The organism is Microcoleus sp. PH2017_09_SFU_O_A, from assembly GCF_020738625.1.
Lineage (GTDB): Bacteria > Cyanobacteriota > Cyanobacteriia > Cyanobacteriales > Microcoleaceae > Microcoleus.
Window position 1 is genome coordinate 37,184 of record NZ_JAEQCF010000047.1, and the last position, 25,313, is coordinate 62,496.

Genomic DNA, 25,313 nt, shown 5'->3' on the forward strand with positions numbered 1-25,313 from the left:
GAGAAATTAAAATCAGACTATTCATTACTCCAATCCTCGGACTTAAGGGTAGAGGCCGCTCTCAAACTGTCAACTGTCAACTGTCAACTGTCAACTGTTCAACGACATACTTAAATCAAGCCTGAAAATATCTAAAATTGATTGTGCTTTGTGAAGCACTGAACCTGCAAGGAGCAACCAGTTGTATTGTAGAGTCAGGGGAAATCAGACAAGTTCAGCAACAGCGGCAACAAGTAACATGAAGCGGGGTGAAGTTTTTTGTAAAATTAAGCCAAAATATAACTAGAGTTCCTTCCCTGCTTCCCGACTGAAATGGATATTGCAAAACTAGATAGTTGGTATTCTCAATCTCAGCGCCGCGCCGCTGTTTCCCTGTTGATGAAACGAGTAGGCGTCACTCGCACTAGGGCTGAATGCTTTGTCAGGCTTTGGATTTACTTATCAGTGAAACAGCTTCAGGAAAGCCAGCCCCGCGTCAAACCGCCGCTGACTAAACTGGAATTACCAGCCACAGAAGTGCAGTGCACTCACCGGGAAGCAGCAGAACTATTTTACTCGGATTCCGATCGCGGGAGCGATCGCGCCGCCGGCATGATGTTAGATAAACTAGAAGCACTCGGATTGATCGAAAAACACTTTGACGGAAACGCTACAGCAATTCAAATTCAACCCATCCCAGAAATTTTAGATCCGCCGAAGCCCGAAAATTCAGTCAAACTCAAATTAGATGATTTTAACCCTCGGTGCGATGCAATCCCCGTCGCTAATTTACTAGCAAGCTATTATAACTGGATGAACCGCAGTACGAACGCAGTTCCACAAAAGATTGCTAAAGTTATTCGGCTTTCGGCTGCTCAATATTCAAAAGGAATGCGAGTTTTGCGTCGCTGTGACAATCTCAATCCAGTCGGATTTTATTTACTTTATCCCACCGCTAGCGAATCGGATGTTAATTTTTTTAGTGCTCCCAGCAAAAGCCTGCATTTAAGTTCTGTTTCTGATATCGATCCTTTCAAGATGGCGCTACCAGGAGATCGGAATTGCCAGTCAGTGTTTGTCCGCTGTTGGGTAATCGATCCGAAATATTTAGAAGAATACCGAATTACTTTGATTGAGGATGTACAAAAAATTTTAGTAGAAATCCAAACAGATTTTCCCAATCTTTGCGACTTGTACACGTTAATTATTCACCCCAGCTATGAAAAAATGTCCTATGCTTTGGGGTTTCAAAAGACTAACAGTGATGCTCAGTTATCTCTTTATTGGATGTATTTAGCGTTGGATAGATTTTTGGCGCTGGATATCAAGGAAGCACTAAAAAATTTGTAAGTCAGAAACCCCGTTTGAGTCGGCGGTTGAAACCGCGCCTACACAAACAATGTCCGCCTCCGCGGACTCAAGAAGATCGCCTAATTTCAACCGCCTTTGCCTTCAACCCGCGGAGGCGGGTTTTGTCTGTATAGACGCGGTTTCAACCGCCGTGTCTTCGTAGTTTACAATACCTCGCAACCGCCTTTGTCTTCAACCCGCGGAGGCGGGTTTTGTCTGTATAGACGCGGTTTCAACCGCCGTGTCTTCGTAGTTTACAAAACCTCGCGACCGAGATAAGATTGGAGAACTTCCGGCACTTTTACCGTCCCATCCGGCTGCTGGTAATTCTCCAAAATAGCCGCCATTGTCCGCCCCACAGCTAAACCGGAACCGTTAAGCGCGTGCACGAATTGAGTACCTTTTTTCCCCGCTTCTTTAAACCGAATATTTGCCCGCCGCGCCTGAAAATCTGCGACATTGGAACAACTCGAAATCTCGCGGTATTTGCCCGCAGAAGGCAGCCACACCTCTAAATCGTAGGTTTTTGCCGCCGCGAAACCTAAGTCGCCGGTACAAAGCTCGATCGCCCGATAAGGCAATTTCAGCGCCTGCAAAACACCCTCAGCATCCTGCACGAGCTTTTCGTGCTCAGCCTCAGAGGTACTCGGATGCACCAGTTTTACCAATTCCACCTTATTAAATTGGTGCAACCGAATCAATCCCCGCGTATCTTTGCCGTAACTTCCCGCTTCCCGGCGAAAACAAGGAGTGAAAGAACAGTGATAAACTGGCAACTGTTCTGCTGTCAAGATTTCACCTCGGTACAAATTCACCACCGGAACTTCAGAAGTAGGAATTAACCATAAATCGTCTTGATCGCACTTAAAACTTTCTTCAGCAAATTTGGGAAGCTGCCCGGTTGCTGTGAGGGATTCGGTGTTAACTAAAAGTGGGGGAATTACTTCTACATAACCAGCTTTTGTATGGCGATCGAGCATAAATTGAATAATCGCTCTTTCCAGGGCTGCACCTGCGCCAACTAACGTGACAAAGCGGGGACTAGCGATTTTTACTGCCCGTTCAAAGTTGATAATTCCTAATTTTTCGCCGATTTCCCAGTGGGGCAAAATCTCGGGATTTTGGGGAATGTATTCGTCTCCCCAGCGCCGGATTTCGATGTTTTCATCTTCATTTTTGCCTAACGGAGTTGACTTACCGGGCAAGTTCGGCAATGGTAACAATAGAGCTTCTATTTGAGCTTTTAAGTCTTTTTCCTGTGCTTGCAATTCGTTCGACTGCGTGCCGACTTCGTTACCTTCGGCTTGCAGAGTCTGAATTTCGGGAGATTCGAGGGGTAAACCCGATTTTCTTTTTTGCCCGATGAGTTTGGCTATTTCGTTGCTGCGGGCTTGCAGTTGCGATCGCTTACCTTCCAACTCCCGCTGCTGTTTGTCTAGTTGCAGAATTGGCTCGATTTCGTGATTGCCTCCGCGAGTGTTGAGGCCCTCTTGTACGGCTTGCGGATTTTCTCGGATTAATTTGAGGTCTAGCACGGATTTATTTTAAATAATATAGGACTTGCCGATCGCCAACCCGATTTCTGGAAAAATATCGGCTTTCGCGAGCATAGATCTACGAATCTACAGGCTTTCTGAGGATTTTTGCGTCAGTCCTATCTTAGGTTAACAGCGACAATGCGATCGGACATACAAGCTTTGGCAATCATTTAGCACCTCAAATATAATTTATTCTCATCGAAAAAACTGCGTTGGTGTCACCCATGATGGGTGACACCCCACAAAAGGATGCTATACTAACCACATTAGTAGATGCACCCTGATAATTTTCTCCCCTAACCAGCGATGTTTAGGGGCTTTTTGTTTTTTGGGCGACATGAAAGTTAGGGCCCAGATGAAAGTTAAGATAGGACGTACGGTTGAAACCGCGCCTAGACAAACGATGTCCGCCTCCGCGGACTAAAGAGAATAACGTAATTTCAATCGCTGTGTCTTTTATCTTCAACCCGCGGAGGCGGGTTTCGCTTGTATAGGCGCGGTTTCAACCGCCGTGTCTTTTATCTTCAACCCGCGGAGGCGGGTTTCGCTTGTATAGACGCGGTTTCAACCGCCGTGTCTTCTTATCTATCAAATCTAAATAAAAATGCGATCGACAAATCACCTATTCTGTTTCCTAGAAATATTTTCCAGCGAAGGCGGGATTCAATCCTACATTCAAGACATCCTGAAAGCTTATTTGTCACTAACCGCAGCCAACAACCTTCCGCCACAAGCAGAAATTTTGCTGTTGCGAGATGGGCCAGATTGTCACAATCCCTTCGAGTCCAAAAATCTCAAATTCTCTTACCTAAAAACTGATCCCGCTTGGCTTGGCCGTTTTAAGTTTGCCACCAAATTGCTAACCTGCTTGGTGCAAAAACGACCTCAACGGGTTTTCTGCGGTCACATCAAACTTGCACCGCTGATTCAAACATTATGCCAGCCGTTGGGAATTCCCTACACGATTTTAACTTACGGCAAGGAAGTTTGGGAAACACTTCCGCTAAAATATCAAATAGCAATGAGACAAGCCGATCGCATTTGGACGATTAGCAGGTACACGCGCGATCGCACTTGCGAACTCAACAACTTAAATCCCGAGAAATTCCAAATAGTGCCTTGTACTGTAGATGAAAAACTATTTACTATCGGTCCCAAACCGCTGCATTTATTAGAAAAGTACGATCTGACTGGTGCTAAAATATTGATGACTGTAGCCCGATTGCGATCGACCGATAGTTACAAAGGCGTCGATGTCACAATTCAAGCTTTGCCGGAAATTGCCAAAAGTTTTCCCAATGTGAAATACTTGGTTATTGGACGCGGGGACGATCGCCCTAGATTAGCAAAACTCGCCACCGATTTGGGAGTTGCCGAAAGAGTTATATTTGCGGGTTTTGTACCGACAGCAGATTTAGCAGCACATTATCAGTTAGCCGATGCTTATGTAATGCCCTCCCAGGAAGGCTTCGGTATAGTGTATTTGGAAGCTTTAGCTTGCGGAATACCAGTGCTCGCCGGGGACGCGGACGGATCTGCCGATCCGCTGCAAGATGGTAAACTGGGATGGCGAGTTCCTCACCGAGATCCGGCAGCAGTAGCGGTTGCTTGTGTGGAAATGCTGCGAGGAAAAGATAAAAAGTGCGATCGGCATTGGTTGAGGGAACAAACCCTCGCAGCGTTCAGTTTTCAATCCCTTTGTCAATCTCTAATTGGGATTTTTCAGATAGATCGCCCAGATTAATTTATGACGTAGAGGGCAGTTTCTCAATGTATAATAGGAAAATTAGCTCAAACACTATCTAAATTTATTAGTACAATTTGATTCCCGTACAGTAACTGTCAACTGTCAACTGTCAACTGTCAACTGATAGAGTTATGCCTACCTGAAAAGACACCAAAGGAGACCACCGTGAACCAAGGCACCCCCAAAATCTCTTTAAACCTACCCCGTATTAGCAATTGGCTGATATTGCTGGGCATCGCCTGCGTGTTGGTGTCAATTGGTTTGGGTTGGGTAGTTAAATCATTTTTGATTGTAGTAGGTTTGTTGCTGCTGACACCTGTGGTAGGATTTTTCGCGCTTCAGTGGTGGCTGAAACGCAATTTAATTGAAGACAAGTGTCCTGTTTGTCAGTACGAATTCACAGCTTTAAATCAAACTCAGTTTCAGTGTGCTAATTGTGGCGAACCTTTGAAAATAGAGGAAGGTCATTTTAGCCGTTTGACTCCGCCCGGTACGATCGATGTTACCGCCGTTGAAGTATCATCTGTTCAACAGTTAGAAGATTAATTGGGAATTGGGCATGGGGCATGGAGCATAGGGCATAGGGCATGAGTTAGTTGTTGGTTATTTTTGTTTGTTGTTACTTGTTACTTGTTATTTGTTATTTGTTACTTGTTGGTTGTAATAACCAATTCTTGATGCCCAATGCCCAATGCCCAATGCCCAATGCCCAATGCCCGATTCCCAAAATTATTTTTCTAAACGCACTGCATACCACTGCAAAAACTTTCCAGGCCCGACATCTAATTCACAATAAGTATCAATTAAATACTTAGCTTGAGCTTCCACCGAAGGAAATTTTACCACATCAGCCGGCAAATCTTCGTGTTCCTGGGATAAGACCGCTTTCAGCTTTTCTAATAGTTCCACCGCCGTCAAAAACTGCTCCGGCTGGTTTGTTTCTAATACCACAAAGGTGTCTTCGTCATACAGTGACATAGTTTTAAAGGTTGAGGTTAATTATTTCTAAAGTTTCCAGCAGTTAAGCTAGCCAAAGTATAAACTCTTAATTACAATTTTTGGGGCCCGGGCTCGAACGTGTTAAAATAGAACAACATCAGAATTCCTACCGGATTACCGTTATTAACTTAGTTCTTAACCGGGTTGTCAACAGATCCGCCACAGCATTTCTGAGGAAATTTGTCAAGTGCAAATTTGTCAACTGTCCAATTGTCAAGAAATATTCGATCGACCTTTATCTAATTATAACTGGCACTATACATTCCCATGATCACATCTACCAATTCAACCGCTGCGGCGCGCAAGCCCTCGAAATCAGAAGGTCTCAAAGAACGCAGCAACTATTTACGAGAACCCGTTGCGACTGAACTGTTACAAGAAACAACCCACTTCACCGAAGACGGGATTCAGATTCTCAAATTTCACGGCTCGTACCAACAAGACAACCGCGACAATCGAGTTAAAGGACAAGAAAAAGACTATCAGTTCATGCTCCGTACCCGCAATCCCGGCGGGTTAGTTCCACCCCAGCTCTTCTTGGCGTTAGACAAGCTATCAGAAGAATACGGCAACCACACGCTGCGCGTCACAACCCGCCAAGGTTTCCAAATTCACGGCGTGCTGAAAAAAAATCTTAAAGCAGTGTTTTCCTCAATTATTAAAAATATGGGGTCAACCTTGGGAGCTTGCGGCGACTTGAACCGCAACGTCATGGCACCGCCAGCACCTTACAAAAATCGCCCAGAATACCAGTATGCTTTGCAATACGCCAACAATGTCGCCGATTTGCTGACACCGCAAACCGGTGCTTATTACGAAATTTGGCTCGATGGCGAAAAGGCTATTTCCGCTGAGGAAGACCCCGCAGTTAAGGCCGCCAGACAGCAAAACGCGAACGGCACAATCTTTAGCGACGACAAGGAAGAGCCGATTTACGGCGAGCATTATATGCCGCGCAAGTTCAAGTGTTCTGTTACTGTACCGGGAGACAATTCAATAGACTTGTACTCTCAGGATTTGAGCTTGGTGGTAATTACCAATGAAGCTGGCGAGTTGCAAGGTTTTGACGTGTTTGCCGGCGGCGGTTTGGGGCGCACTCACAACAAAGAAGAAACTTTTGCTCGCGTTGCGGACGAGATTTGCTATGTTGCCAAGGATGATGTTTACAATTTGGTCAAGGCAATTGTAGCAACCCAAAGAGATTTTGGCGATCGCACAGACAGACGACACGCCCGACTCAAGTACCTGATTAACGACAAAGGCGTCAAGTGGTTCAGCGAAAAAGTAGCCGAATATTTTGGCAAACCGCTAGAAGCGTTTAAACCTCTGCCTGAGTGGAAGTATTTTGATTTCTTGGGCTGGCACGAACAAGGCGACGGCAAACTGTTTGTCGGCATTTCCGTAGAAAACGGTCGGATTAAGGATGAAGGCTCGTTTCAGCTAAAAACGGCTTTGCGGGAAATCGTGCAGAAGTACAATTTGCCTCTGCTGGTGACACCGCACCAAAACGTGACGATTTACGATATTTCGCCGGATATCAAATCAGAAATTCAGGGAATACTCGATCGCCGCGGCATTCAACCGGAAACTGCGATCGACCCCTTAGTACGTTATTCTATGGCTTGTCCGGCATTTCCCACGTGCGGGCTAGCGATTACCGAGTCCGAGCGCGCGATTCCCGGCATTTTAGAGCGGATTCGGGCGATTTTGACCAAAGTTGGCTTACCAGACGAGCATTTTGTAGTGCGGATGACTGGCTGCCCCAATGGATGCGCTCGCCCTTATATGGCAGAATTGGGATTTGTTGGGAGTTTCCCGGAATCTTACCAGATTTGGCTGGGCGGTTCTCCCTCACAAACCCGGCTGGCAAAACCCATTGAGGAAAAGCTGCACGTCAATGATTTTGAAGCTTTTTTCGAGCCAATTTTTGTTTATTTCAAGCAAAAACGGCAACAAAGCGAGAGTTTTGGCGATTTTTGCGATCGCGTTGGGTTAGAATCTATCCGTCAATTTGTAACCAATCACCAATCTGCTGACTCGATGACAACTGAGATTAATGATTTAGATGTTACGTCTAGTAACGGCGATGAAAACGAGACTGCCACTGCTGGCGGTGGTAAAGTCCGCCGTCGCATCAGCGTCCGCGATGAAATCTACAACGAGCTCAAGGAAGAAGCAGCCCGTCAGGGCAAGCCTATCACGCAGCTAGCTACAGAGGCAATTTCCACTTATTTGAAGAAGATTAAGGAGGAAGGATAAGCCGATTTTCGATTGTCAATTTTCGATCGCATCAGATAAAGTTCAGACCAAAGTAACATAAGGGCAGAGCATTTGCAGAAAAAACCTTGAATTTGTCAAATAATTCCGGTTGTAAATGCTTTGCCTTTATTGTTTCTGAACAGTTTTTTTTTAGATAAAAACGGCGATTGAAATCGCTTCTATACAAACGATGTCCGCCTGCGCGGACTAAGAAATAAATCGGGGTTGATGCAGCTCCCAAAAATCTAGCTAATTCTCCTCAATACTACTCATGTTTATAGCAAAATGCCAATAGTGAGTAAGTTTTTGCTGGGAGTTTTCAGAAAAGCCAACTGGTAGTATAATCAGAACATGAAGCTAGTTGAACGTCATATTATCACAAAGAAGCATCATTTCTGGTCAGAGATTGACCACAAGGCTTTTTTGTCGAAAAATTTGTTTAACCTAGCTAATTATCATTATCGTCAGCACTTTTTTCAACAGAACCAGAAATTAAACTTTAACCAACTTTACCACCAACTATCCCAAACTATAGACTACAAAGCCCTACCAACAAAAGTTAGCAAGCAAATCATCCGAAGATTAGATTCAGCATGGACAAGTTATTTTAAAGCTCTAAAAGCTTGGCAGAAACATCCTGAAAAATTCTTAGGTAAACCCAAAATCCCTAGATACAAACATAAAACCAAAGGGCGCAATATCCTTCCATATTCTCACGAATCAATCTCGAAAAAAGCCTTAAAAAAAGGAATTTGTCAGCTCTCAATGAGTGAAATACAAATTCCGACATCAGTAGAGGAAATAATAGAGGCGAGAATTGTGCCGAAGAGTAGTTGTTATGTAGTAGAAATAGTTTATGAAAAAGCAGAGGAGACAACCAATTATCAACAAATAGCAGGTATAGACTTAGGAGTTAATAACCTAATGGCTGTAACTACCAATCAAACAGGTCTCAGACCTCTTTTAATTAAAGGCAGACCACTAAAAGCTATTAACACCTTTTACAATAAACAACGTTCCTGTTTACAATCTGAGCTAAAAATCAAGCAGAATCAAACCCAATCTCAAAGATTAAAAAAACTCACTCATAAACGCAACTGTAGAGTAGACAACTATCTACATACAGCCAGTAAAATAGTGATAGATTGGTGTACGGAGCATCAAATAGGAATCTTAGTAATTGGACATAATCCTACTTGGAAACAAGAGATTAATTTAGGCAAAAGGAATAATCAACAATTTGTGAGCATTCCTCATTATAGGTTAATAGAAATGTTGACGTATAAAGCCAAATTAAAAGGAATTAAAGTAGTCATAACAGAAGAATCGTATACATCTCAAGCCAGTGCTGTAGATGGAGATGCTCTACCTAAATATGGGGGAAAAAAACCTGTGTTTCAGGGAAAGAGAATAGCGAGAGGATTGTATAAAACAGCAAAGGGTAAGTTATTAAATGCTGATGTGAATGGCTCATTTAATATCATTAGAAAAGTAATTCCTGATGTCTTAGACCAAGGAATAAAGGGTCAGCCGTTTGACCCTGTGGTGCTTGACCCACTACGAATGACTGGACTTTAAGCCTTTGAGTAGGTTTGAGTAGGTTTAGTTGAGCGGTAAACAGTCTATCTCCTCTCTTCCTCTGCGCTCTCTGCGCCCTCTGCGGTTAAATAAAAAAATCTAATATAAAACGAGCAATCCAAAATCTCATGGCTCAATTACAAAGATTAGCAGTTACCGCAGCCCAAATTAGTGCTAACAAAATCGACTTAACAAAAGAACAACAGCATTATTTAAATCGCGTCTTGCGGTTGCAAGCGGGCGATCGATTTATAGCAATGGACGGCCGAGGACATTGGTGGTCAGCAATTCTAAAAGCCCAGGAAACCGGGTTATTTGCCTCGATAAAAGAGGAGATTGCCGTTAACAGGGAGCTTCCGGTCGCAGTAACTTTGATCGCCGCTTTGCCCAAAGGAAACGCCTTTGACGAGGTTGTTCGGCAGGCGACGGAGTTGGGCGTGGCAAGTATTGTGCCCGTAACGAGCGATCGCACTTTGCTCAAACCAAGTACGCAAAAAGTCGATCGCTGGAGAAGAATTGCTGCGGAGGCGGCGGAACAGTCGGAACGTCAAATTGTGCCGACGGTTTATGAGCCTCTTTCCTTTGATTTGGCGGTAAAAGATTGCTGTCAAAAATATCGATATATTTGTGTGGCTCGCGGGGATAATCGACATTTGTGGGATTGTTTGATTGGTTTAGAACCCCCCCAGCCCCCCTTGCTAAGGGGGGAGCAAGATGGGGAAGATCCCCCCCAGCCCCCCTTAATAAGGGGGGAGCAAGATTATCGGGGAGAATTATCGATCGCGATTGCTATTGGCCCGGAGGGCGGCTGGACTGATGGAGAAGTGGAAAGGGCGATCGAGTTTGGTTTTGAACCTGTTTCTTTGGGTAGGAGAATCTTGAGGGCGGTAACAGCACCAATGGTGGCTTTATCCTTGGTAGGAGCCGCTTTTGAAAAGTACCCATCCCAAAAAATATCTCCCTGAAGTGCTAGATATGGTAAACGAAGCTAAAATGTCAATGAGTCATTAGGCATAAAACTAAAATGTTAAAATCAGTAAAGGGTATATATCGAGACGGCAAAGTTGTGTTATTAGAAACTCCGGGCGACTTAACTGAAGGGAAAGTTATCGTTACTTTTCTGGCAGAATCAGGATTAGTAGAGCTGCAATCTCTCGGTATCGATCGGCAACAAGCAGGAGATTTACGGGTAAGGTTGAGCAGGTTTGCAGAGGATTGGGAACGACCTGAAATGGATGCTTACGATGCTTTATAGGCGAGGTGATGTAGTGCTGGCTTTGTTTCCCAACGCTGATTTGCGGACTGCGAAACGCCGTCCAGTTTTGATAGTTCAAGCGGACAATCTGGGCACTGGTTTAGGACAAACTATTACAGCGATGATTACTAGCAATTTAGCCCGCGCAGGACACCCAAGCCGGGTTTTTGTTTCCCTAGCAACACCGGAGGGCCAGCAAACACGATTGTTAGCTGATTCCGTAATCATGACAGACAATCTGGTGACGCTTCTAGAAGTTGAAATCGATCGCAAAATTGGTATTTGGTCAAATATGCCGGCGGTAGATGCAGCTATCAAATATACTTTGGCAATCCCATCGACAGGGCGAACCGCCAAATATAAAAAAAAGTTTTAAATTTATTATATCAAATCTGTCTTGTGTTAAGAGAATTCGTAAAATAGGTGTTTAAGGGCAATGAAAAGAAATTTAAGGAAAAGCCGATCGCTCTTTTGGTCAATCGCGCTTTTGACAATGTTAGCTACAACATCAGTTTTCGCACAATCTGAGCACTCTGCGATCGCTCAACAGATTAATTGCGATCGCCCCCAAGGAGATGCACAAGTCAGATCTTGTATTAGGTTAAGGTACGAAGCCTCGGATAAACGCCTGAACGAGGTTTACAAGCAACTGGCTGCTAAATTGAGCAAGGAAGAGAAAGCCCTACTTGCGGAAGCTCAGTTAGGCTGGATCAAAGTGCGAGATAATAGCTGCGAATTTGAAGTGTATAGAAATCGCGGTGGTAGCGGGTTTCAAGGCTTTCTGAATGAGTGTTTGGAACGAGCTACTAAACAGCGCACAGCCGAATTAGAGAAATATTTACAGAGATAAACAATGATGAAAATGCGATCGCCCTTAAGCTTCACAATCAACTTACTAATTTTTAGTGTAGCTTCCCTCCCAATCTTAGCACAATCCACACCGACCATTCAAAGCATCCCCAATGGCGACTACTTTTACGGACAAACAAGCAAAACAAATCAGCCCGGTAAAGAGTACATATTCTTAAGGAAATCCAAGAAGACTGTCACAGGATTTGGCTACCAAAGAAATACAAGTTATCGTTACTGTTTTCGAGGTAATGTCAATAAAAACACTATGATCCATCCCACCGTGATTGAGTTCACGGACGGCCCCGCAGGACATAAACTTTATCAGATTAAATCTATAGATTTAAATAGTTTTCAGAGACTCAATGGTTCAGACACTCAGGTAAATGGCAGACAAAGGCTGACAGAATGTATCAAGTTATTCGAGAAAAATAAGAAAATTTAGAATCCAACAAAACCTCGATCGTAACAAAGATTAATTTTCCGACATCTGCGTTAACTTGCGTGCATCTACGGTTCAAAGAAAATCAAAAAACGGGAGTATAATTCATGAAAATGCGATCGCCCACAATCACCGCCATTATCTCAGCAGTCTTAGCCACCGCCAGCATCCCAGCAGTTTTCGCCCAGCGACAGCCATCAACCACCGAAATCAACATCGATAAAAATTGTCGCCCCAACCAACAACTACCGCAACTTGAAAGATACACTATCTTCTTCAGAAACGAATTCACAACTAACGGTCAAAAATATTGGTTCTACAGCGCCCGCTATCAAGATGGAGGCGTGGTTCTGTGTATATCAAAACCCAATTTTGACCAACCAAAACATTTAAATCAACCCAAAATACAAGCCAATTTTATTGATAAAATAGTCCGAGATACCAAAAACCAAACTGCCTTTATCGTCACAGTCAGAGAAGGAAATGGTCTTGACACACCCATGACAAATTATGGCCTAGATTTCAAAAATGTCGATCGACCAAAACTCACCTCCCTTTCCCTCCTACAGCAACGCGGAACCCTCAAAGACGGCGACCCCAGCCTTCCCAACGGCAGCTTCTACCGCGAACACAGCTTCCAAGGAAATGCAAATCAATCCATCACCATCGACCTCAAAAGCAGATCCTTCGAGCACTTCATCACCCTCATCGCACCCAGTGACAATAAAATTGTAGATATCAAAGCAGTTCGCGTCAACAAGAGAGAATCCCAAATAACCGTAAAATTGCCCAGTAACGGCACTTACAAAATAGTTGTTCAAGGACTCGATCGCACCAGCAAAGGTTCATACACCCTCAGCATTAATTCCAATCAACTTTAACAAACACCAGCCCAAATATTATATAGCACTTCTCAGGACACATCCGCGTTCATCCGCGGTTATAAAATCTAAATCTTATCCTTGCAAACAGCCGAAAATTACCCACAAACATCAAAGCAAAACTTGTTAATCACTGGCAAAACCAACCAAACATCAGCCAAGATAGAAACACACCCATTCCCCCAACCGCCATGACAGACATCCACGAAATAGCCACCGCCCTCGAAAGCCAAGACTACAAACAAGCCGCCCAACTCATCAAACAACTGCAAAAAGAATCCCCCGAAAATCCTTGGGTACAATACTACATCGGTCGTTACTACGAACTCACCAACAACCCCGACAAAGCCCAAACCACCTACAAACAAATACTCCGCGACATCACCAACCCCAAAATCGTTTCCCAGGCCCGCCAAGGCATTCAACGCATTGAAACGGCACAACAAAACCTCCGCCAACAAGCCATCGAAACTGCCAAAAACGACCCCAGCAGCCTAGAACCCGGACTCCTCATCCTCGAACCAGTGAGTCCCGAAGACAAACCCGCAGCCGTACAAAATATCAGCAGAATCTTCAAAATCGACGCGTACACAACCCGGATGCAAATTCAAAGCCGCGGCTGGAGACTCTACAAAACCGGCCCCATTGCCGAACTCAGAATTTACGGCCAAGAACTTCTCAACGCCGGAATTCCCGTATTTTGGGCAACCCTAGCCGACATTAAAAACATCCAAATTTTCCGAGTCCAACACTTCCAGTCTCTCTCTTCTCCAGCGGTTGTTTGTAAAGATAACCTAAATCGGCTCGGTGCTATAGAATTTAACTGGTCAGAAGTCAGCCAAAGAGTAGAAGGCTTATTACCAATGTTCATGGAAATCATGGACTACTCGCCCAACCGCAGAAACGAGCAATTTCGCCACAAAGAAATCACCCAAGATTACGCTCAAATCTGCGACTTGCACATTCCCAGCCGCAACTGCATTCTGCGAATTTGCGACCAAAGTTACGAATTTAAACAAGGCGTTGACTTCACTCAAAGTTCAGCAACTAGCGTAGCTTCACCGCAGTCAAAAAACAAAAAATCTAGTGTCAAAAAATCCCCACAAATACCTCAAAGTACCACCAGAATTAACTGGAATCATTTGCTAGAAATATTTGACCAACAGCTTGACGTTACAGTTTGGTCGGAATTTACTCCCTTTGCGGAGACAGTTCTCGATTACACGCATATGTTAAGCAAAATCGAATCTCATGTAGAGGTAGAGCGCAAATCCGAAACTCCTTGGGACTCGGCGTTCCAGCTATACAGCGGATTAGCCTTTCTCAGACACCCAGGAAATAGGGAATAAAAAAAGAGTTAAAAATTAAAAATGAGGAATCCCATTTTTAATTTTTCAACCCCAGCATTTGGAATTATCCAATCCCCAATTCCCTATTGCGAATTCTCCATTTCCTACTTGGTTTTCACCTGACGAGCCATTTCCCGGAAATTATTCATGCTTGGGCCTGGGGTGCGACGATTTGCAGTTGGTGTCGGCATTAAATTATTAGGAGCAAAAGTCAGAACAGGTTCAGCTTGACTCGACACTTTGCCGTTAGTTGCAGCAGCAGGTACCTTCGGCACTTCCGAAGTCTTAGCAGCAGCGCTAGCGACTGGTTCTTTTTCTTTCTTAGACTTTTTCTCTACCTTAGCTTTATTCGCCGGTTCAGACTTCTCAGACTTGACAGCCTCAACTTTTGCCGGTGCGGCTGCAACAGGCTCAGCCTTCGCAGGTGCAACCTTCGCAGGTTCTTTATCCGAAGATTCGCCCAAATCTAGGAAATATTCAGACTTTTTCAAGCCCAACAGTCCAGCAAAAAAGCCGAAAATACCGCCGAAGAAATTTTTGATAAAACCAAACATTAGACTTACTCCTTTTGTTTTTTTAGAGAAATTTGTACAAGTTTGTCAACAAAGTTAGATTACGAGCTAAGGCAACCTTTGTCTATATTTCTTAATCAAAATTTACATTTTTTGATTAAAAATGCAGAGCTTCTAGTAATTTTTACTCAGTAATGCCAGTTTTAACTTTGCACTTATTTACGATTATCTCAGAATTTATGACTGATTTGCTATTGGCCAGCGATACCTCAAGCCGATTCGCCATCTGTCCTACTCGGGGTCAAACTCCCTAGGGGAGTAATTTATGCTGTAATCGGCAAGCAATTTTCTTTTCAAATGAACAGTTCGCTCGATCGCAATCCCGTCATTCTCATCCACGGCATCTGGGACACAAAGACTATTTTTGACAAAATGTCCGCCCGCCTCACCCAACTTGGATGGTGTGTCCACAGCCTCAACCTCACCCCCAACGACGGCAGCCTCGGCCTCGACTCCCTAGCCAAGCAACTGGCAGACTACATTTCTGAGACGTTCGATCCAGAACAGGCGATCGACATAGTAGGCTACAGCATGGGAGGCATCGTCAGTCGCTACTACGTCCAGCGACTCGGAGGTATTAACCGAGTCCAGCGTTTCATAACCATATCTTCCCCCCACAAAGGAACCCTCACCGCCTATTCCCTGCGCCTACCAGGATACCTGGATATGCGCCCCGATAGTGGCTTGTTGCGCGATTTGAACCAAGATGCGACTATGCTCAAACGCATAAATTTTACATCAATGTGGACGCCATTTGATGTGATGATTTTACCGTCGCACAGCTCCCAAATGCCAGTAGGTAAAGAAGTTAAACTCAACGTTTTGCTGCACCGCCAAATGGTGACAGATTCTCAAAGTATTAACGCATTAGTTCGAGAACTAGAGGCTCCTATTGTACCCTCTAAATTTACCCAAACAATCTCTAGTAACAATCTCTGATTCCTAGTACATAATCTCCAACTTGAGCGTATTCGCTGCGACCGAAAATTGCTTCTGGATCGCAGTAATATTTAAATTCCAACAAATTTCCAAACGGATCTTCTAGAAAAAAGGTGCGGTGTTCTGTGGGCAAACCTGGAAACCGCCGTCTTGATTCTTGATAAAAATTCAACTGTTTTTGCCGCGCCATTTCTAACAGCGCTTCCCAGTCAGACTCCGAGGTAAAAACTAAGCCGAAGTGTCTGGGATAGATGCCGCGCTGGGGTGTTAGAGGTTCGTGGGTGACGTGGGCGACAATCTGATGGCCGCAGAGATTTAAAATGAGAGAACTGGGTGACTCCCGACCCAATTCGCAGCCGAGCCCGCTGACATAGAATGCTTTGGTTCGATCGATATCGGTTACGGGGAAGGCAAGATGAAATAAGACTTGACTGTTCATAACAATAAGAGACGCTACTAGAGGCTATGCAAAACTCAGAATTCTTTTTTAATTATTTGTCTTGGTCTAATCCTTGGTTGGTGGCGATCGCCCTGAATACATTTTTACTCGCGATCGCCACCCTTGCTCCCAAAAAATTGCTTACTCCGGCTGGACAACTCCACGGTTGGCTGCTGGGTGTTATCATCTGGGGCAGTTTGGGATGGCAAGGCTATGCTGTGGTCATGTTCTACTTTCTGGTCGGATCTGGAGTTACCCGCATTGGCAAAGCCCAAAAAGAAGCTGAAGGTATTGCCGAAAAGCGATCGGGCGCCCGAGGCCCGGAAAATGTCTGGGGTTCGGCTTTAACCGCTGCTATTTGTGCTGTGGCAGTTTTGGCATTATGTATTTTCCGAGACACAGGTTTAGGAGACACAGGCGGTATTTTAGGAGACACAGGCGGTATTTTAGGAGACACAGGCAAGATGCCTGTGCCACAAGATGCTATTTGGCCTGTGTCACAAGATGTGATTTCCTTGTTGTTGCTGGGCTATGCGGCGAGTTTCTGCACCAAACTTTCCGATACCTGCGCTAGCGAAATCGGCAAAGCTTACGGGAAGCATACGTTTTTGATTACTACCTTGCAGCCTGTACCTAGGGGTACGGAAGGGGCGGTAAGTTTGGAAGGAACGATCGCAGGTATTGTCGGATCGATCCTGATTGCTCTTGTGAGTTGGGCTGTGGGTGTAATTGACTTGACAGGAATTGTCTTTTGTGTTGTTGCAGCTTTTATTGCTACGAACATCGAGAGCGTGATTGGTGCGACGGTGCAATCAAAGTTTGAGTGGCTCACGAACGAGGTAGTGAATTTTTTCAATACACTCATCGGAGCGATCGCAGCGATCGTCCTAGCCTCCGCTTGGAGAACTTTTTTAGCCTAGTCCAGCTTGCACGAAATCTCACCCAAGAAACCGGGTTTTGCACGATTATTCAAGGCATTAACGCAATATTTTCGTATAAAACCCGGTTTCTGCGCCCAGAAATATGAGTTATTAATCGTTAGTCATTAGTTTCAAGGAATCAACCAATGACAACTGACAACTGACAACTGACAACTGACAACTGACAACTGACAACTGACAACTGACTAATCGTCGTCTTTTGGCCCAAAAACCATTTGTACAATCATCGTTGGTTCGCCCCGCTTGTGATAGCGATCGGCCCAATTACGAATAATTTCATCTAATTCCTCAACAGCCTGTTCTAGGCGTTCCGGCGGAACATCCAAAGTTTCCATAACTCGCATGACTTTCGGTTGTTTTTCCGCCCAATCCTTCATCAGTCGGAAATATCTAGCCGTATCCTCCACCATCGTAAACGTGCGCTCTTCCTGTTCTGCGGGAGAGTAAGTAGCGCGGGTGAGGGCATAAAAAGGCATTCCCCAAGGAGAGTCAATTCGAGTCACGGTTCCGGAATAGATCAAGCGGCGCTTGATGTGTTCTGCTAGAGCTTCGCTTAAAGGCATTCGCCTTTCTGCTGACATTTCTTCTTGCGATCGTCTATGTAGAAACTCGATCAACTCCATAAACTGAAAAGAATTGATCAGTTGAGCGTCAGGCGGATTAGGAGGAATCTTGCCTTCGAGATATTTTTTCTCATCCGCCGTCAAGCTGTTTCCCGGAATCCGAGGGCGTCCCGGAACCCAAGGATACTGTTCCAGCCAGACATAAGGAAACTGAATCAAATATCTAGGTTCTTGGGAACCCAACATTTTCAGCAATTTTCCCTTAGTCAGAGCTTCCCGGACTTCCTCGACGATGACTTTCACCCGTTTAGGCTCAATGTGATGCAAGTGTCCGGTCATCCGCAGGTTGTTTTCCTGCTCCATATAGGTCATATAAATGGCACACTTAGCTGCCGTTGCCGCCGCGTCTAAAAACGCTCCGTGCCTGTGTCCGCTGGTTCTCATGGCGCTAAACGCCAGATATAGCATGATCTGATCCATTGCACTGGGGCTCAGGCTTTTGACCAGATCTAAAGAGTCATTTTTCATAAAAACACTAGGTAAGTGGGAAACTCAGAGTATGAAAGACCTGAGAGGAAAACGACCAGGCGATTTCAATCGCCTTGAATCTTTCCATTACCGCCTTGGGGTTGTTCGATCAGGTGTACTTTTGTAATGTACTTTCGATGGGACAATTACCACCTCAAACCTTACAACCCTGTACGCATAATGTTTGCTCCTGATGGAGCCTAAGAAAGCGGGGTAATGTTCGCTTGTCGGTCAATGTTATAAGAGCTTGTGAGGCTTGCAGCACTGACGAGAGTGACTTTAAGACTGTTTAACTACAAGCGACAGAGCGGAAAACTAGCGTCGCATTCAAGGAGTGTCCTGACTCAAATAACGTAGACCTCGAAAGTCTGAGGCCCGTCAGTACAGCTTGCTCGATTACTCTTACAAGCTCAGTGGCGTTGATTCCCTGAGTTACTGACAATCTCCGAAATAGTAAAACTTGGAGGCATCTTTTCATCCTCCATAAAAGAAATATTGCGAGACCGCCGAATCAAGCATAGCCGACAGTCGCCGGAAAGCTTGGCAGCTACCCTAAGATTCAGGCCGGTTAATTTTCCTGAGGTCACTCGGGCCTTAGCTTAAAGGCGATCGACACCGAATAAGTGGTTCTTATTGGCGAATTTAAGTCGAGAGCTGCACCCTCTGCACTCAGGGTGTAGCTATATATTAAGTTAGTTATCGCACGTCAATTATAGTGCAGCGGTTAAAAATTAAACCCCACCTGTGGGGGGAAAACGTAAAGAACTATTGCGATCGGAAGAATTTGAGGCGACTCAGAGAGGGGGAGAATGGGAAAAAGAGAAAGAGCATTTTCAATACAAAACCGCCACCTACGAGAATATATCTCTACGTAGATGGCAGCTCCAGTTTATATTGTGACATTTGTTACAAAAAAAATCTTCTAGGGAGTATCAATAAAAAGTGCAGTGGCCTGACGAACCTGACAAACTATAAATCCCAGAAAATGCGATCGATCGACACGGGCGACCTCGAAACCAGCCTCGAAACCAGAAACAAGTCAGTTGCGGAACTAGCTTTCTGGCAATGCGATCAAAATTATTATAGTGCCTGAGTGTCAGTGTTGACCTGCATCAAATCATACCGTCCGGTGCCTCTGCGGGGAGCGCGATCTCCTCTTTGTTGAGTTTGCGCTGATAACATATATTGAGCGGTAGAAGTTTTTAGCTGTGGGACTGGGGATTCTATGCTTAGAGCGGCGGTAGCACTCAAGCTAAGGCCCAACAGGCTGAGTAAAGCAATTGCAGTGTAGGTGTGCATGGGTAGTATCCGTGTCAGTGTCTAGTTACAGATACGGACTTTTCCCTTGCTAATCAGGATTGATTTCCTTGAATTTGCCAGACTACCCAAAAAAACATGATGGGAGAATTATTTGATTTTAGTCCTGGACGCACGGGCGAGCAGAAACCGGGTTTCGACTCCGCTTAACCAGCAGTTTTTTACGAAAATCTTGCGTTGTACTCCACAGATGAGGTAAAAAAACCGATTTCTTTGGTCTTAATACGTAAGTCCTCAATTTTTTAAATTGTCTCACCCAAAATAAATTTTAGTTACCTGAATTGACAGGTAAAAAGTCTGGGAGCATCTCAGTTTTGATGTTTTGATTTTATAGTGCGAGCGTCCCCGCTCGCGATCTATAATCGCGAGCGGGGACGCTCGCACTGTAAAGAAATTGCTTTTTTGCATTCATTGAGATGCTCCCAAAAGTCTCTCCAGCCTGGAACATACAAAACCGCCAAATATTGAAAGAGTAAATCCCTCAATAGATGGCGGTTGCAGCTCGATCTGCTATTATTTTTAACACGCAAAAATATCCTAATGACTGTCAACAAGAAGTGCAGTTGCCAAACGAACGTGACCAACTAGAATCCCAGAAAATCAGATCGACACGGGCGGCAGAAACCCACTCATTTGCAGAACTTTCTTTCGTCCTATGCCATTAAGCTAGTATGTAATGTGTGTAAAGATCGTGCTGAGCAAACTCTCTGCGTCCGCTGCCTCTTTCTGGAGAACGATCGCCTTTTTGTGATTGAGTGGACGCCAAGAACATATAATCAGCAGTGGCAATTACGAGCAGTTCCACTAGGCGTTCAAAATATCGAGCGGCGCTGGCACTCAAGGTAATGCCCAACAGGCTCAGTAAAGCAATTGCAGTGTAGGTGTGCATGGGTAGTTTCCGTGTCAGTGTCTATAACCTGATACAGACTTCCCCCCATCCATCAGGATAAATTTCTGGCAATTTTCGGAACTTTGCAAAAAACCTCACCTCTTCGATGTTACTGCACCCGCTAGGAGCCAAGCACCAGCAAAATTCAGCCTGCCCCATACCGTCAGAGGCTTTTCGGTTTCGCAACTCTGTAGAAATCTGTCGGTTTCCCAGTCCAAAGTCACGAGTTGCCAAGTTCGATCGGCTAAGGATGGGGGACTTGTCAGCGTCAGTGTCCAGTCTTGTGCGCCCAGACGGCGGAAAATGCCCGAAAATTGACTCTCGGTATTTGCTGTTTTACTACGCGGATTTACGTAGAAACCGGGTTCAACTTTCAAAGTTATGGGTTCTAATACAGAAATTTCGTTGAGAAACCCGGTTTCTCGATCGCTTTTGACTGACACAGGACATTCGCCGCTGGCGGGATATGCTTGAGGTCGATCGAGATAATAGCGTTGCCAATGCAGCCAGTCCGATCGATCTCGTGTCAAATTAAATAAAGGAACAACTGCCGCCCTCGCCTCGGAATCTTGCAGCAAAGCTTCTTGCAAAACTCTGACAGCTAAGTCGCGCGGCTGACATCCAACTTCCGCACACAAAGCCGCCGCCATCCCCGCCGCCTGTCCGATATTCATCACCAAAGGCTGCAAGCGAGTTGCACCGTTGGCGATGTGAGAGACGGAAATATTTTTTTCGCAAACTAGCAATCCGTCTGTAGTCGCAGGAATTAGCGCACTGTAGGGAATTGTGAAGGGAGTGCCAGTCCAGCGGCCGCCCCAGCGGATGGATTTGGGCTGCAAGGGAATGTCGCCGCTGGTGTAATGATGGTCGTTGGCATAGTTGCCGATCGCAATTGTCTCGCAAATTCCCTCAGAATCGATCGGCAATTTCGCGACTCTACCCCCGACAACCGGCAAAATATCTTGTTCTTTGACTGTACTTATCCCTCGCAAACGGCGGCTTTCTCGGTAGTAGGGGTGCAAGGCAAAAGCAGAAAGAAGGGAAGAATTTGATTGATTTTCTGTTTTTGAAATGGGAAAAATGTTCTCTGCTAAACCGTAGCGGGGGCCGAGTTGGGTTTGAATGAAGCGGGCGAAACTTTGGCTGTGCCAGAGACTTTCTTGGAGGAATTGTTGTCGGGATGCTTGAGATTCAATTAGTCGATCGACCTTTTCACCATAATCATTACCACAAATCGGCCAATTAATCATCAACAATCCCCCAGGAAGTCGGCCGTAATTGAGAAATTGTTCGGGAGTGTAATCTTTCCAAGCATCGAAAAATCGATCGGGATTGTCAACAGGTGGCGCGGGAATTTCTGGCGCCACCGCGCCCTCGCCAAAATCCTGCATGATGGCCACCCAAGTTGGAGCTTGCACCGAATAGCGTTCTGTGAGATCGTTAGAGGCGATCGGCGCGCTAGGTTCTCCCCACTCAGCTTGGAATTCCCAACCCCAGCAGTGTCCAACATCCGCTAAAGCCAGCAAATCTCCCAATTCCGTTGCATCCAAAGTGATTTTGGCAGAAACCGTAAAATCTGCAAATCTCACCCCAGAAATTCTGTTGTCTTCAAAAATCACATCTTGAGCTGTTTGTCCAGAAATCCACTGCAAGTTCGGCAAACACTTAACCCAATCAGCAAAAATTTCAGCACCGATGCGGGGATCGTAAGTAAAAAAACTGACCCAGCCCCAATCCAAACCTCCCGGTTGTCGCTGCTGGAGTTCCCGGAGAAACGCGCCCCACAAACCAGTCTGAAATGCTGCTAATTCGTTGCCGTCGGGAGCACAAACGCCGGCCGAAGTCAGCATTCCTCCCAGCCAGGGGAATTCGCTGACTAAAATAGTTTTGGCACCTCGGCGGGCTGCTTGGACTGCTGCTGAAGTGCCGCCGGTGCCGCCACCAACTACTAAAACATCTGCTTTTAAGACGGGAAACATAGGCAATAGGATTGGAGATTGGAGATTTGGGATTGTTCAAGGCTTATGTAGGCGAGCCGTGCCGTGAATATACGGATATATGTTAAACACTTGTGATAATTACCAGCAATTCGTGCCGTGAATATACGGATATATTTTAAACACTTGTGATAATATCAAATGTTGAGTACCGTTAATCTACGGATATATGCTCGATATTTATAATAATTTTAAGTGTTCAATGCCGTAAATATACTGTTAGATCTTCGAGGTTTGCGATCGATCGCGACTTTGATTTGAATTTGTTAAGTCTTTATAAAGAATATATCGTAAATTATGTGACTGTCGCGCATTTGTGTGGTGAGATGACCGCAGAACTCGCAAATTTTGAGTTCTCATTTTTCGCAGGTAAATCTTATCAAGATGACACCGCAAACCACGATAAGATAGAAAAGGGAGAATAGATATAGAAAATTTTACATTCTATAATTTCCCAGTTACTTATTAATGGTTGAAAATGGAAAAAGGTTTTATTTTGTGGTTTACCGGACTCAGCGGTTCTGGCAAGACAACTATCAGCAAAGCTCTCGAACCAGAATTGAAGACCCGAGGCTGCAAAGTTGAAATATTGGATGGAGATGTCGTTCGCACCAACTTGTCAAAAGGCTTGGGATTTAGCAAAGAAGACCGAGATACTAATATTCGGCGGATTGGATTTGTCGCAAACCTACTCAGCCGCAATGGAGTTGTGGCAATCACGGCAGCTATTAGCCCCTACAGAGCTATTCGCGACGAAATTAGAGCAATGGAGCCAAATTTTGTTGAGGTGTATGTCAAAGCGGCATTAGAAGTGTGCGAAGTTCGAGATGTCAAAGGGCTGTACGCTAAGGTCAGAGCAGGAGAGATTAAGGGTTTTACGGGCATTGACGATGCTTATGAAGCACCCCTCAATCCCGAGATTGTTTGTTGCACAGACGAGGAAAGTTTGGAAGATAGTGTCAAAAAAGTTCTGAGCAAGTTGGAACAGTTGGGTTACATTTAATGTTGGCGGGGTAGGAAGAGGATAGGGGCAAAAAGCGATGGTGGTGAACAGTTCTTCGCGCGGCGCGCAACTTGAGAAAAAACCTCACCCTGCGGTTGTCTTGGCAAAAAGGAAAAGGGGAGATTTTCTCCCTTATCTTTGCAGGAAAGGGTCTGAGGGAGAGGTTTTCAGCACAATCTGCAAACAGGTTTATGGCGTAAGTAATGCAGTCAAAAATTTAATTTTCCAAAGTTTAACTGTGTCAGTGCTGGCGGCGACTGTGGGTTCATCTGTCGCGGTGGCCCAGTTTTTGCCTCCTCCTCCTCCTTCTCCTCCTTCTCCTCCTCCTTCCCCTTCTTATCCTCCTCCTTCCCCTTCTTATCCTCTTCCTCCTCCTCCTGCTTCGGGTTCGGGTTCTCCGATTCGCGTACCGGTACCGGCAGCGCCGGGATTTCCGTCAGTTCCGGCCAGTGCACCTTCGAGTGTACGATCGGAAGTTTACACTTTGGGCGCGGGCGATCGCATTCAAATGGACATTTTCAACGTCCCAGAATACAGCGGCCCCAACGGTCAACACCAAGTACAGGCTGACGGTTCCCTGAGTTTGCCCTTAATTGGCAGCCTGGGAGTGGCCGGAATGACCTTAGAACAAGCTTCTAATGCTGTCAAGGAGCGATACGGCAAATATCTCAAACGTCCTTGGATTACGCTGAAACTGCTGGCTGCGCGTCCTTTACAAATTGCGATCGCAGGTGAAATCAACCGCCCCGGAGCCTATACAATATCTTCAGCAGCAGGCCCTGGAGGCACCTCAGAGCAAATAGGCACTCAAATGCCCACAATATCGCGGGCGCTGCGACTGGCGGGCGGAATTACCCAGTCAGCAGACGTGCGGCAAATCAAAATCCGCCGCCCCCAGCGCAACGCAGCAGAACAAATTATCAGTGTGGATTTGTGGGAATTATTGCAAAACGGCGATTTGCGCGCCGATATGACTTTGCGCGACGGCGACACAATATTTATTCCGACTGTAACTAGCCTCAACCGCCAAGAAGCACCGACTTTAGCAGTAGCTAACATTACCGGGCAAAGCACTCAACCAATTAATATTGCTGTAGTGGGCGAAGTAACTCGACCCGGTACTTATACTCTGGCAAAAGAGCTTCAAAGTAGGTTACAAGAGAATGAATCGGGTGCAGATTCTGGTTTGTTTGCTGCTAAGGAAACTCCCGGTGGAGGGGAAAATGTTTTGCAGCAAACTGTAACTAGGGCTATTAAAATGGCGGGCGGCATTACGCCGGTAGCTGATATCAGACAAATACAAGTTCGCCGCCTGACGCGGGCGGGCACCGAACAAATTATTAATGTGAATTTGTGGCAACTTTTGGAAGCAGGAGATGTATCCCAAGATTTAACACTGCAACAGGGAGATACGGTAATCGTGCCCAAAGCCGAAAATCTCAATGCACTCGAAGGCACACAAGTTGCTAATTCTAATTTTTCACCGGATTCGATTAAGGTTAGTCTGGTGGGAGAAATCGTCAAACCGGGGTCTTTTGCATTGCAGCCCAACACTACTTTAAATCAAGCGCTGGTAGCAGCGGGAGGTTTTAATAAATCGCGGGCAGAAATGGATTCGGTGGATTTAATTCGCCTCAATCCTAATGGCACTGTTTCGCGACTAAGTGTTAAGGTGAATTTTTCTGCAACCGCCAATGAGGAAAGTAATCCCAAACTGCAAAATAATGATGTAATTATGGTAAGGCGATCGGGTCGCGCTGCGTTCTCGGATAATGTAGGTGGCACTCTCGCTCCTTTCAGTCCACTGTTGGGAATTTTCCGGTTGTTCAATATTTTTCGATGATTTCAATAGACTAGCCCTAAGACCAATTTTTTATGAGGCTGCATAGAATTCCGATC

25 protein-coding genes are annotated in these 25,313 nt (G+C 45.3%); 17 read left to right on the forward strand and 8 right to left on the reverse strand.

Features of this window, described 5'->3' with window-relative positions; translation table 11 throughout:
* The first annotated feature begins 312 nt into the window (after positions 1–312).
* Positions 313–1,329, forward strand: a complete 1,017-nt coding sequence (locus JGK16_RS18170) for a hypothetical protein (protein ID WP_293181891.1) — start codon at positions 313–315, stop codon at positions 1,327–1,329.
* A 254-nt stretch (positions 1,330–1,583) separates the two neighbouring features.
* On the opposite strand, the gene serS is transcribed toward JGK16_RS18170, so the two are convergent.
* On the reverse strand, positions 1,584–2,864 hold the full coding sequence (gene serS, locus JGK16_RS18175) for a serine--tRNA ligase (protein WP_293191677.1): 1,281 nt from the start codon (positions 2,862–2,864) through the stop codon (positions 1,584–1,586).
* Between the two features lie 607 nt (positions 2,865–3,471).
* Between serS and JGK16_RS18180 the strand changes: the two genes are divergently transcribed.
* The gene (locus JGK16_RS18180; RefSeq protein WP_293191679.1) at positions 3,472–4,611 is read left to right on the forward strand and encodes a glycosyltransferase family 4 protein; all 1,140 of its coding nucleotides are present in this window, start codon (positions 3,472–3,474) and stop codon (positions 4,609–4,611) included.
* 168 nt (positions 4,612–4,779) lie between these two features.
* Entirely contained in the window at positions 4,780–5,160 is a 381-nt protein-coding gene (locus tag JGK16_RS18185; RefSeq protein WP_293153860.1) for a hypothetical protein, read from the forward strand.
* A gap of 183 nt (positions 5,161–5,343) precedes the next feature.
* Here the strand turns inward: JGK16_RS18185 and JGK16_RS18190 are convergent, their stop codons facing one another.
* A complete protein-coding gene (locus tag JGK16_RS18190; protein ID WP_293181897.1) occupies positions 5,344–5,592 on the reverse strand; it encodes a chlororespiratory reduction protein 7 in 249 nt (82 codons plus the stop codon).
* 288 nt (positions 5,593–5,880) lie between these two features.
* On the opposite strand from JGK16_RS18190, the gene sir reads away from it, so the two are divergent.
* The 9 genes from sir to JGK16_RS18235 all read left to right on the forward strand — a co-directional run bounded on the left by sir (position 5,881) and on the right by JGK16_RS18235 (position 14,226).
* The gene (gene sir / locus JGK16_RS18195) at positions 5,881–7,872 is read left to right on the forward strand and encodes a sulfite reductase, ferredoxin dependent (RefSeq protein WP_293191681.1); all 1,992 of its coding nucleotides are present in this window, start codon (positions 5,881–5,883) and stop codon (positions 7,870–7,872) included.
* Between the two features lie 351 nt (positions 7,873–8,223).
* Positions 8,224–9,450, forward strand: coding sequence for a transposase (locus JGK16_RS18200; RefSeq protein ID WP_293191683.1), 1,227 nt, complete (start codon positions 8,224–8,226; stop codon positions 9,448–9,450).
* A gap of 128 nt (positions 9,451–9,578) precedes the next feature.
* Positions 9,579–10,415 (forward strand): 16S rRNA (uracil(1498)-N(3))-methyltransferase, encoded by an 837-nt coding sequence (locus JGK16_RS18205; protein ID WP_293191685.1) that lies wholly within the window; start codon positions 9,579–9,581, stop codon positions 10,413–10,415.
* A 59-nt stretch (positions 10,416–10,474) separates the two neighbouring features.
* Positions 10,475–10,705 (forward strand): hypothetical protein, encoded by a 231-nt coding sequence (locus JGK16_RS18210; RefSeq protein ID WP_293181902.1) that lies wholly within the window; start codon positions 10,475–10,477, stop codon positions 10,703–10,705.
* The gene (locus tag JGK16_RS18215) at positions 10,695–11,081 is read left to right on the forward strand and encodes a type II toxin-antitoxin system PemK/MazF family toxin (protein WP_293191687.1); all 387 of its coding nucleotides are present in this window, start codon (positions 10,695–10,697) and stop codon (positions 11,079–11,081) included. Before JGK16_RS18210 ends, JGK16_RS18215 begins: the two co-directional genes overlap by 11 nt.
* Positions 11,082–11,198: 117 nt before the next feature.
* Positions 11,199–11,555: a lysozyme inhibitor LprI family protein gene (locus JGK16_RS18220; RefSeq protein WP_293181906.1), complete on the forward strand. Its 357-nt coding sequence runs from the start codon at positions 11,199–11,201 to the stop codon at positions 11,553–11,555.
* 3 nt (positions 11,556–11,558) lie between these two features.
* Positions 11,559–11,999 (forward strand): hypothetical protein, encoded by a 441-nt coding sequence (locus JGK16_RS18225; RefSeq protein ID WP_293181908.1) that lies wholly within the window; start codon positions 11,559–11,561, stop codon positions 11,997–11,999.
* Between the two features lie 104 nt (positions 12,000–12,103).
* The gene (locus JGK16_RS18230; RefSeq protein WP_293191689.1) at positions 12,104–12,877 is read left to right on the forward strand and encodes a PPC domain-containing protein; all 774 of its coding nucleotides are present in this window, start codon (positions 12,104–12,106) and stop codon (positions 12,875–12,877) included.
* Between the two features lie 191 nt (positions 12,878–13,068).
* A complete protein-coding gene (locus JGK16_RS18235; RefSeq protein WP_293181912.1) occupies positions 13,069–14,226 on the forward strand; it encodes a tetratricopeptide repeat protein in 1,158 nt (385 codons plus the stop codon).
* Between the two features lie 104 nt (positions 14,227–14,330).
* Here JGK16_RS18235 and JGK16_RS18240 read toward each other — a convergent pair whose 3' ends face one another.
* Positions 14,331–14,780 (reverse strand): hypothetical protein, encoded by a 450-nt coding sequence (locus tag JGK16_RS18240; protein ID WP_293181914.1) that lies wholly within the window; start codon positions 14,778–14,780, stop codon positions 14,331–14,333.
* A gap of 315 nt (positions 14,781–15,095) precedes the next feature.
* Between JGK16_RS18240 and JGK16_RS18245 the strand changes: the two genes are divergently transcribed.
* Positions 15,096–15,737, forward strand: coding sequence for an alpha/beta fold hydrolase (locus tag JGK16_RS18245; RefSeq protein WP_293181916.1), 642 nt, complete (start codon positions 15,096–15,098; stop codon positions 15,735–15,737).
* Here the strand turns inward: JGK16_RS18245 and JGK16_RS18250 are convergent.
* Positions 15,721–16,176, reverse strand: coding sequence for a VOC family protein (locus JGK16_RS18250; protein ID WP_293191691.1), 456 nt, complete (start codon positions 16,174–16,176; stop codon positions 15,721–15,723). The two genes, JGK16_RS18245 and JGK16_RS18250, sit on opposite strands and share 17 nt — an antisense overlap.
* 26 nt (positions 16,177–16,202) lie before the next feature.
* Between JGK16_RS18250 and JGK16_RS18255 the strand changes: the two genes are divergently transcribed.
* Positions 16,203–17,096: a TIGR00297 family protein gene (locus JGK16_RS18255; RefSeq protein ID WP_293181920.1), complete on the forward strand. Its 894-nt coding sequence runs from the start codon at positions 16,203–16,205 to the stop codon at positions 17,094–17,096.
* 206 nt (positions 17,097–17,302) lie between these two features.
* Here the strand turns inward: JGK16_RS18255 and hetR are convergent, their stop codons facing one another.
* A complete protein-coding gene (hetR, locus tag JGK16_RS18260; RefSeq protein ID WP_293181922.1) occupies positions 17,303–18,208 on the reverse strand; it encodes a heterocyst differentiation master regulator HetR in 906 nt (301 codons plus the stop codon).
* Between the two features lie 744 nt (positions 18,209–18,952).
* Between hetR and JGK16_RS18265 the strand changes: the two genes are divergently transcribed.
* On the forward strand, positions 18,953–19,108 hold the full coding sequence (locus JGK16_RS18265) for a hypothetical protein (RefSeq protein WP_293203316.1): 156 nt from the start codon (positions 18,953–18,955) through the stop codon (positions 19,106–19,108).
* Positions 19,109–19,288: 180 nt separating this feature from the next.
* Here JGK16_RS18265 and JGK16_RS18270 read toward each other — a convergent pair whose 3' ends face one another.
* The 3 genes from JGK16_RS18270 to JGK16_RS18280 form a co-directional block, all read right to left on the reverse strand.
* Positions 19,289–19,507, reverse strand: coding sequence for a hypothetical protein (locus JGK16_RS18270; RefSeq protein WP_293181924.1), 219 nt, complete (start codon positions 19,505–19,507; stop codon positions 19,289–19,291).
* A gap of 679 nt (positions 19,508–20,186) precedes the next feature.
* A complete protein-coding gene (locus JGK16_RS18275; protein WP_293181926.1) occupies positions 20,187–20,414 on the reverse strand; it encodes a hypothetical protein in 228 nt (75 codons plus the stop codon).
* A 95-nt stretch (positions 20,415–20,509) separates the two neighbouring features.
* Entirely contained in the window at positions 20,510–22,393 is a 1,884-nt protein-coding gene (locus JGK16_RS18280; protein ID WP_293191693.1) for an FAD-dependent oxidoreductase, read from the reverse strand.
* A 496-nt stretch (positions 22,394–22,889) separates the two neighbouring features.
* Between JGK16_RS18280 and cysC the strand changes: the two genes are divergently transcribed.
* On the forward strand, positions 22,890–23,414 hold the full coding sequence (gene cysC, locus JGK16_RS18285; RefSeq protein ID WP_293181930.1) for an adenylyl-sulfate kinase: 525 nt from the start codon (positions 22,890–22,892) through the stop codon (positions 23,412–23,414).
* A gap of 37 nt (positions 23,415–23,451) precedes the next feature.
* Positions 23,452–25,257, forward strand: a complete 1,806-nt coding sequence (locus JGK16_RS18290; protein WP_293191696.1) for an SLBB domain-containing protein — start codon at positions 23,452–23,454, stop codon at positions 25,255–25,257.
* Positions 25,258–25,313: the final 56 nt, after the last annotated feature.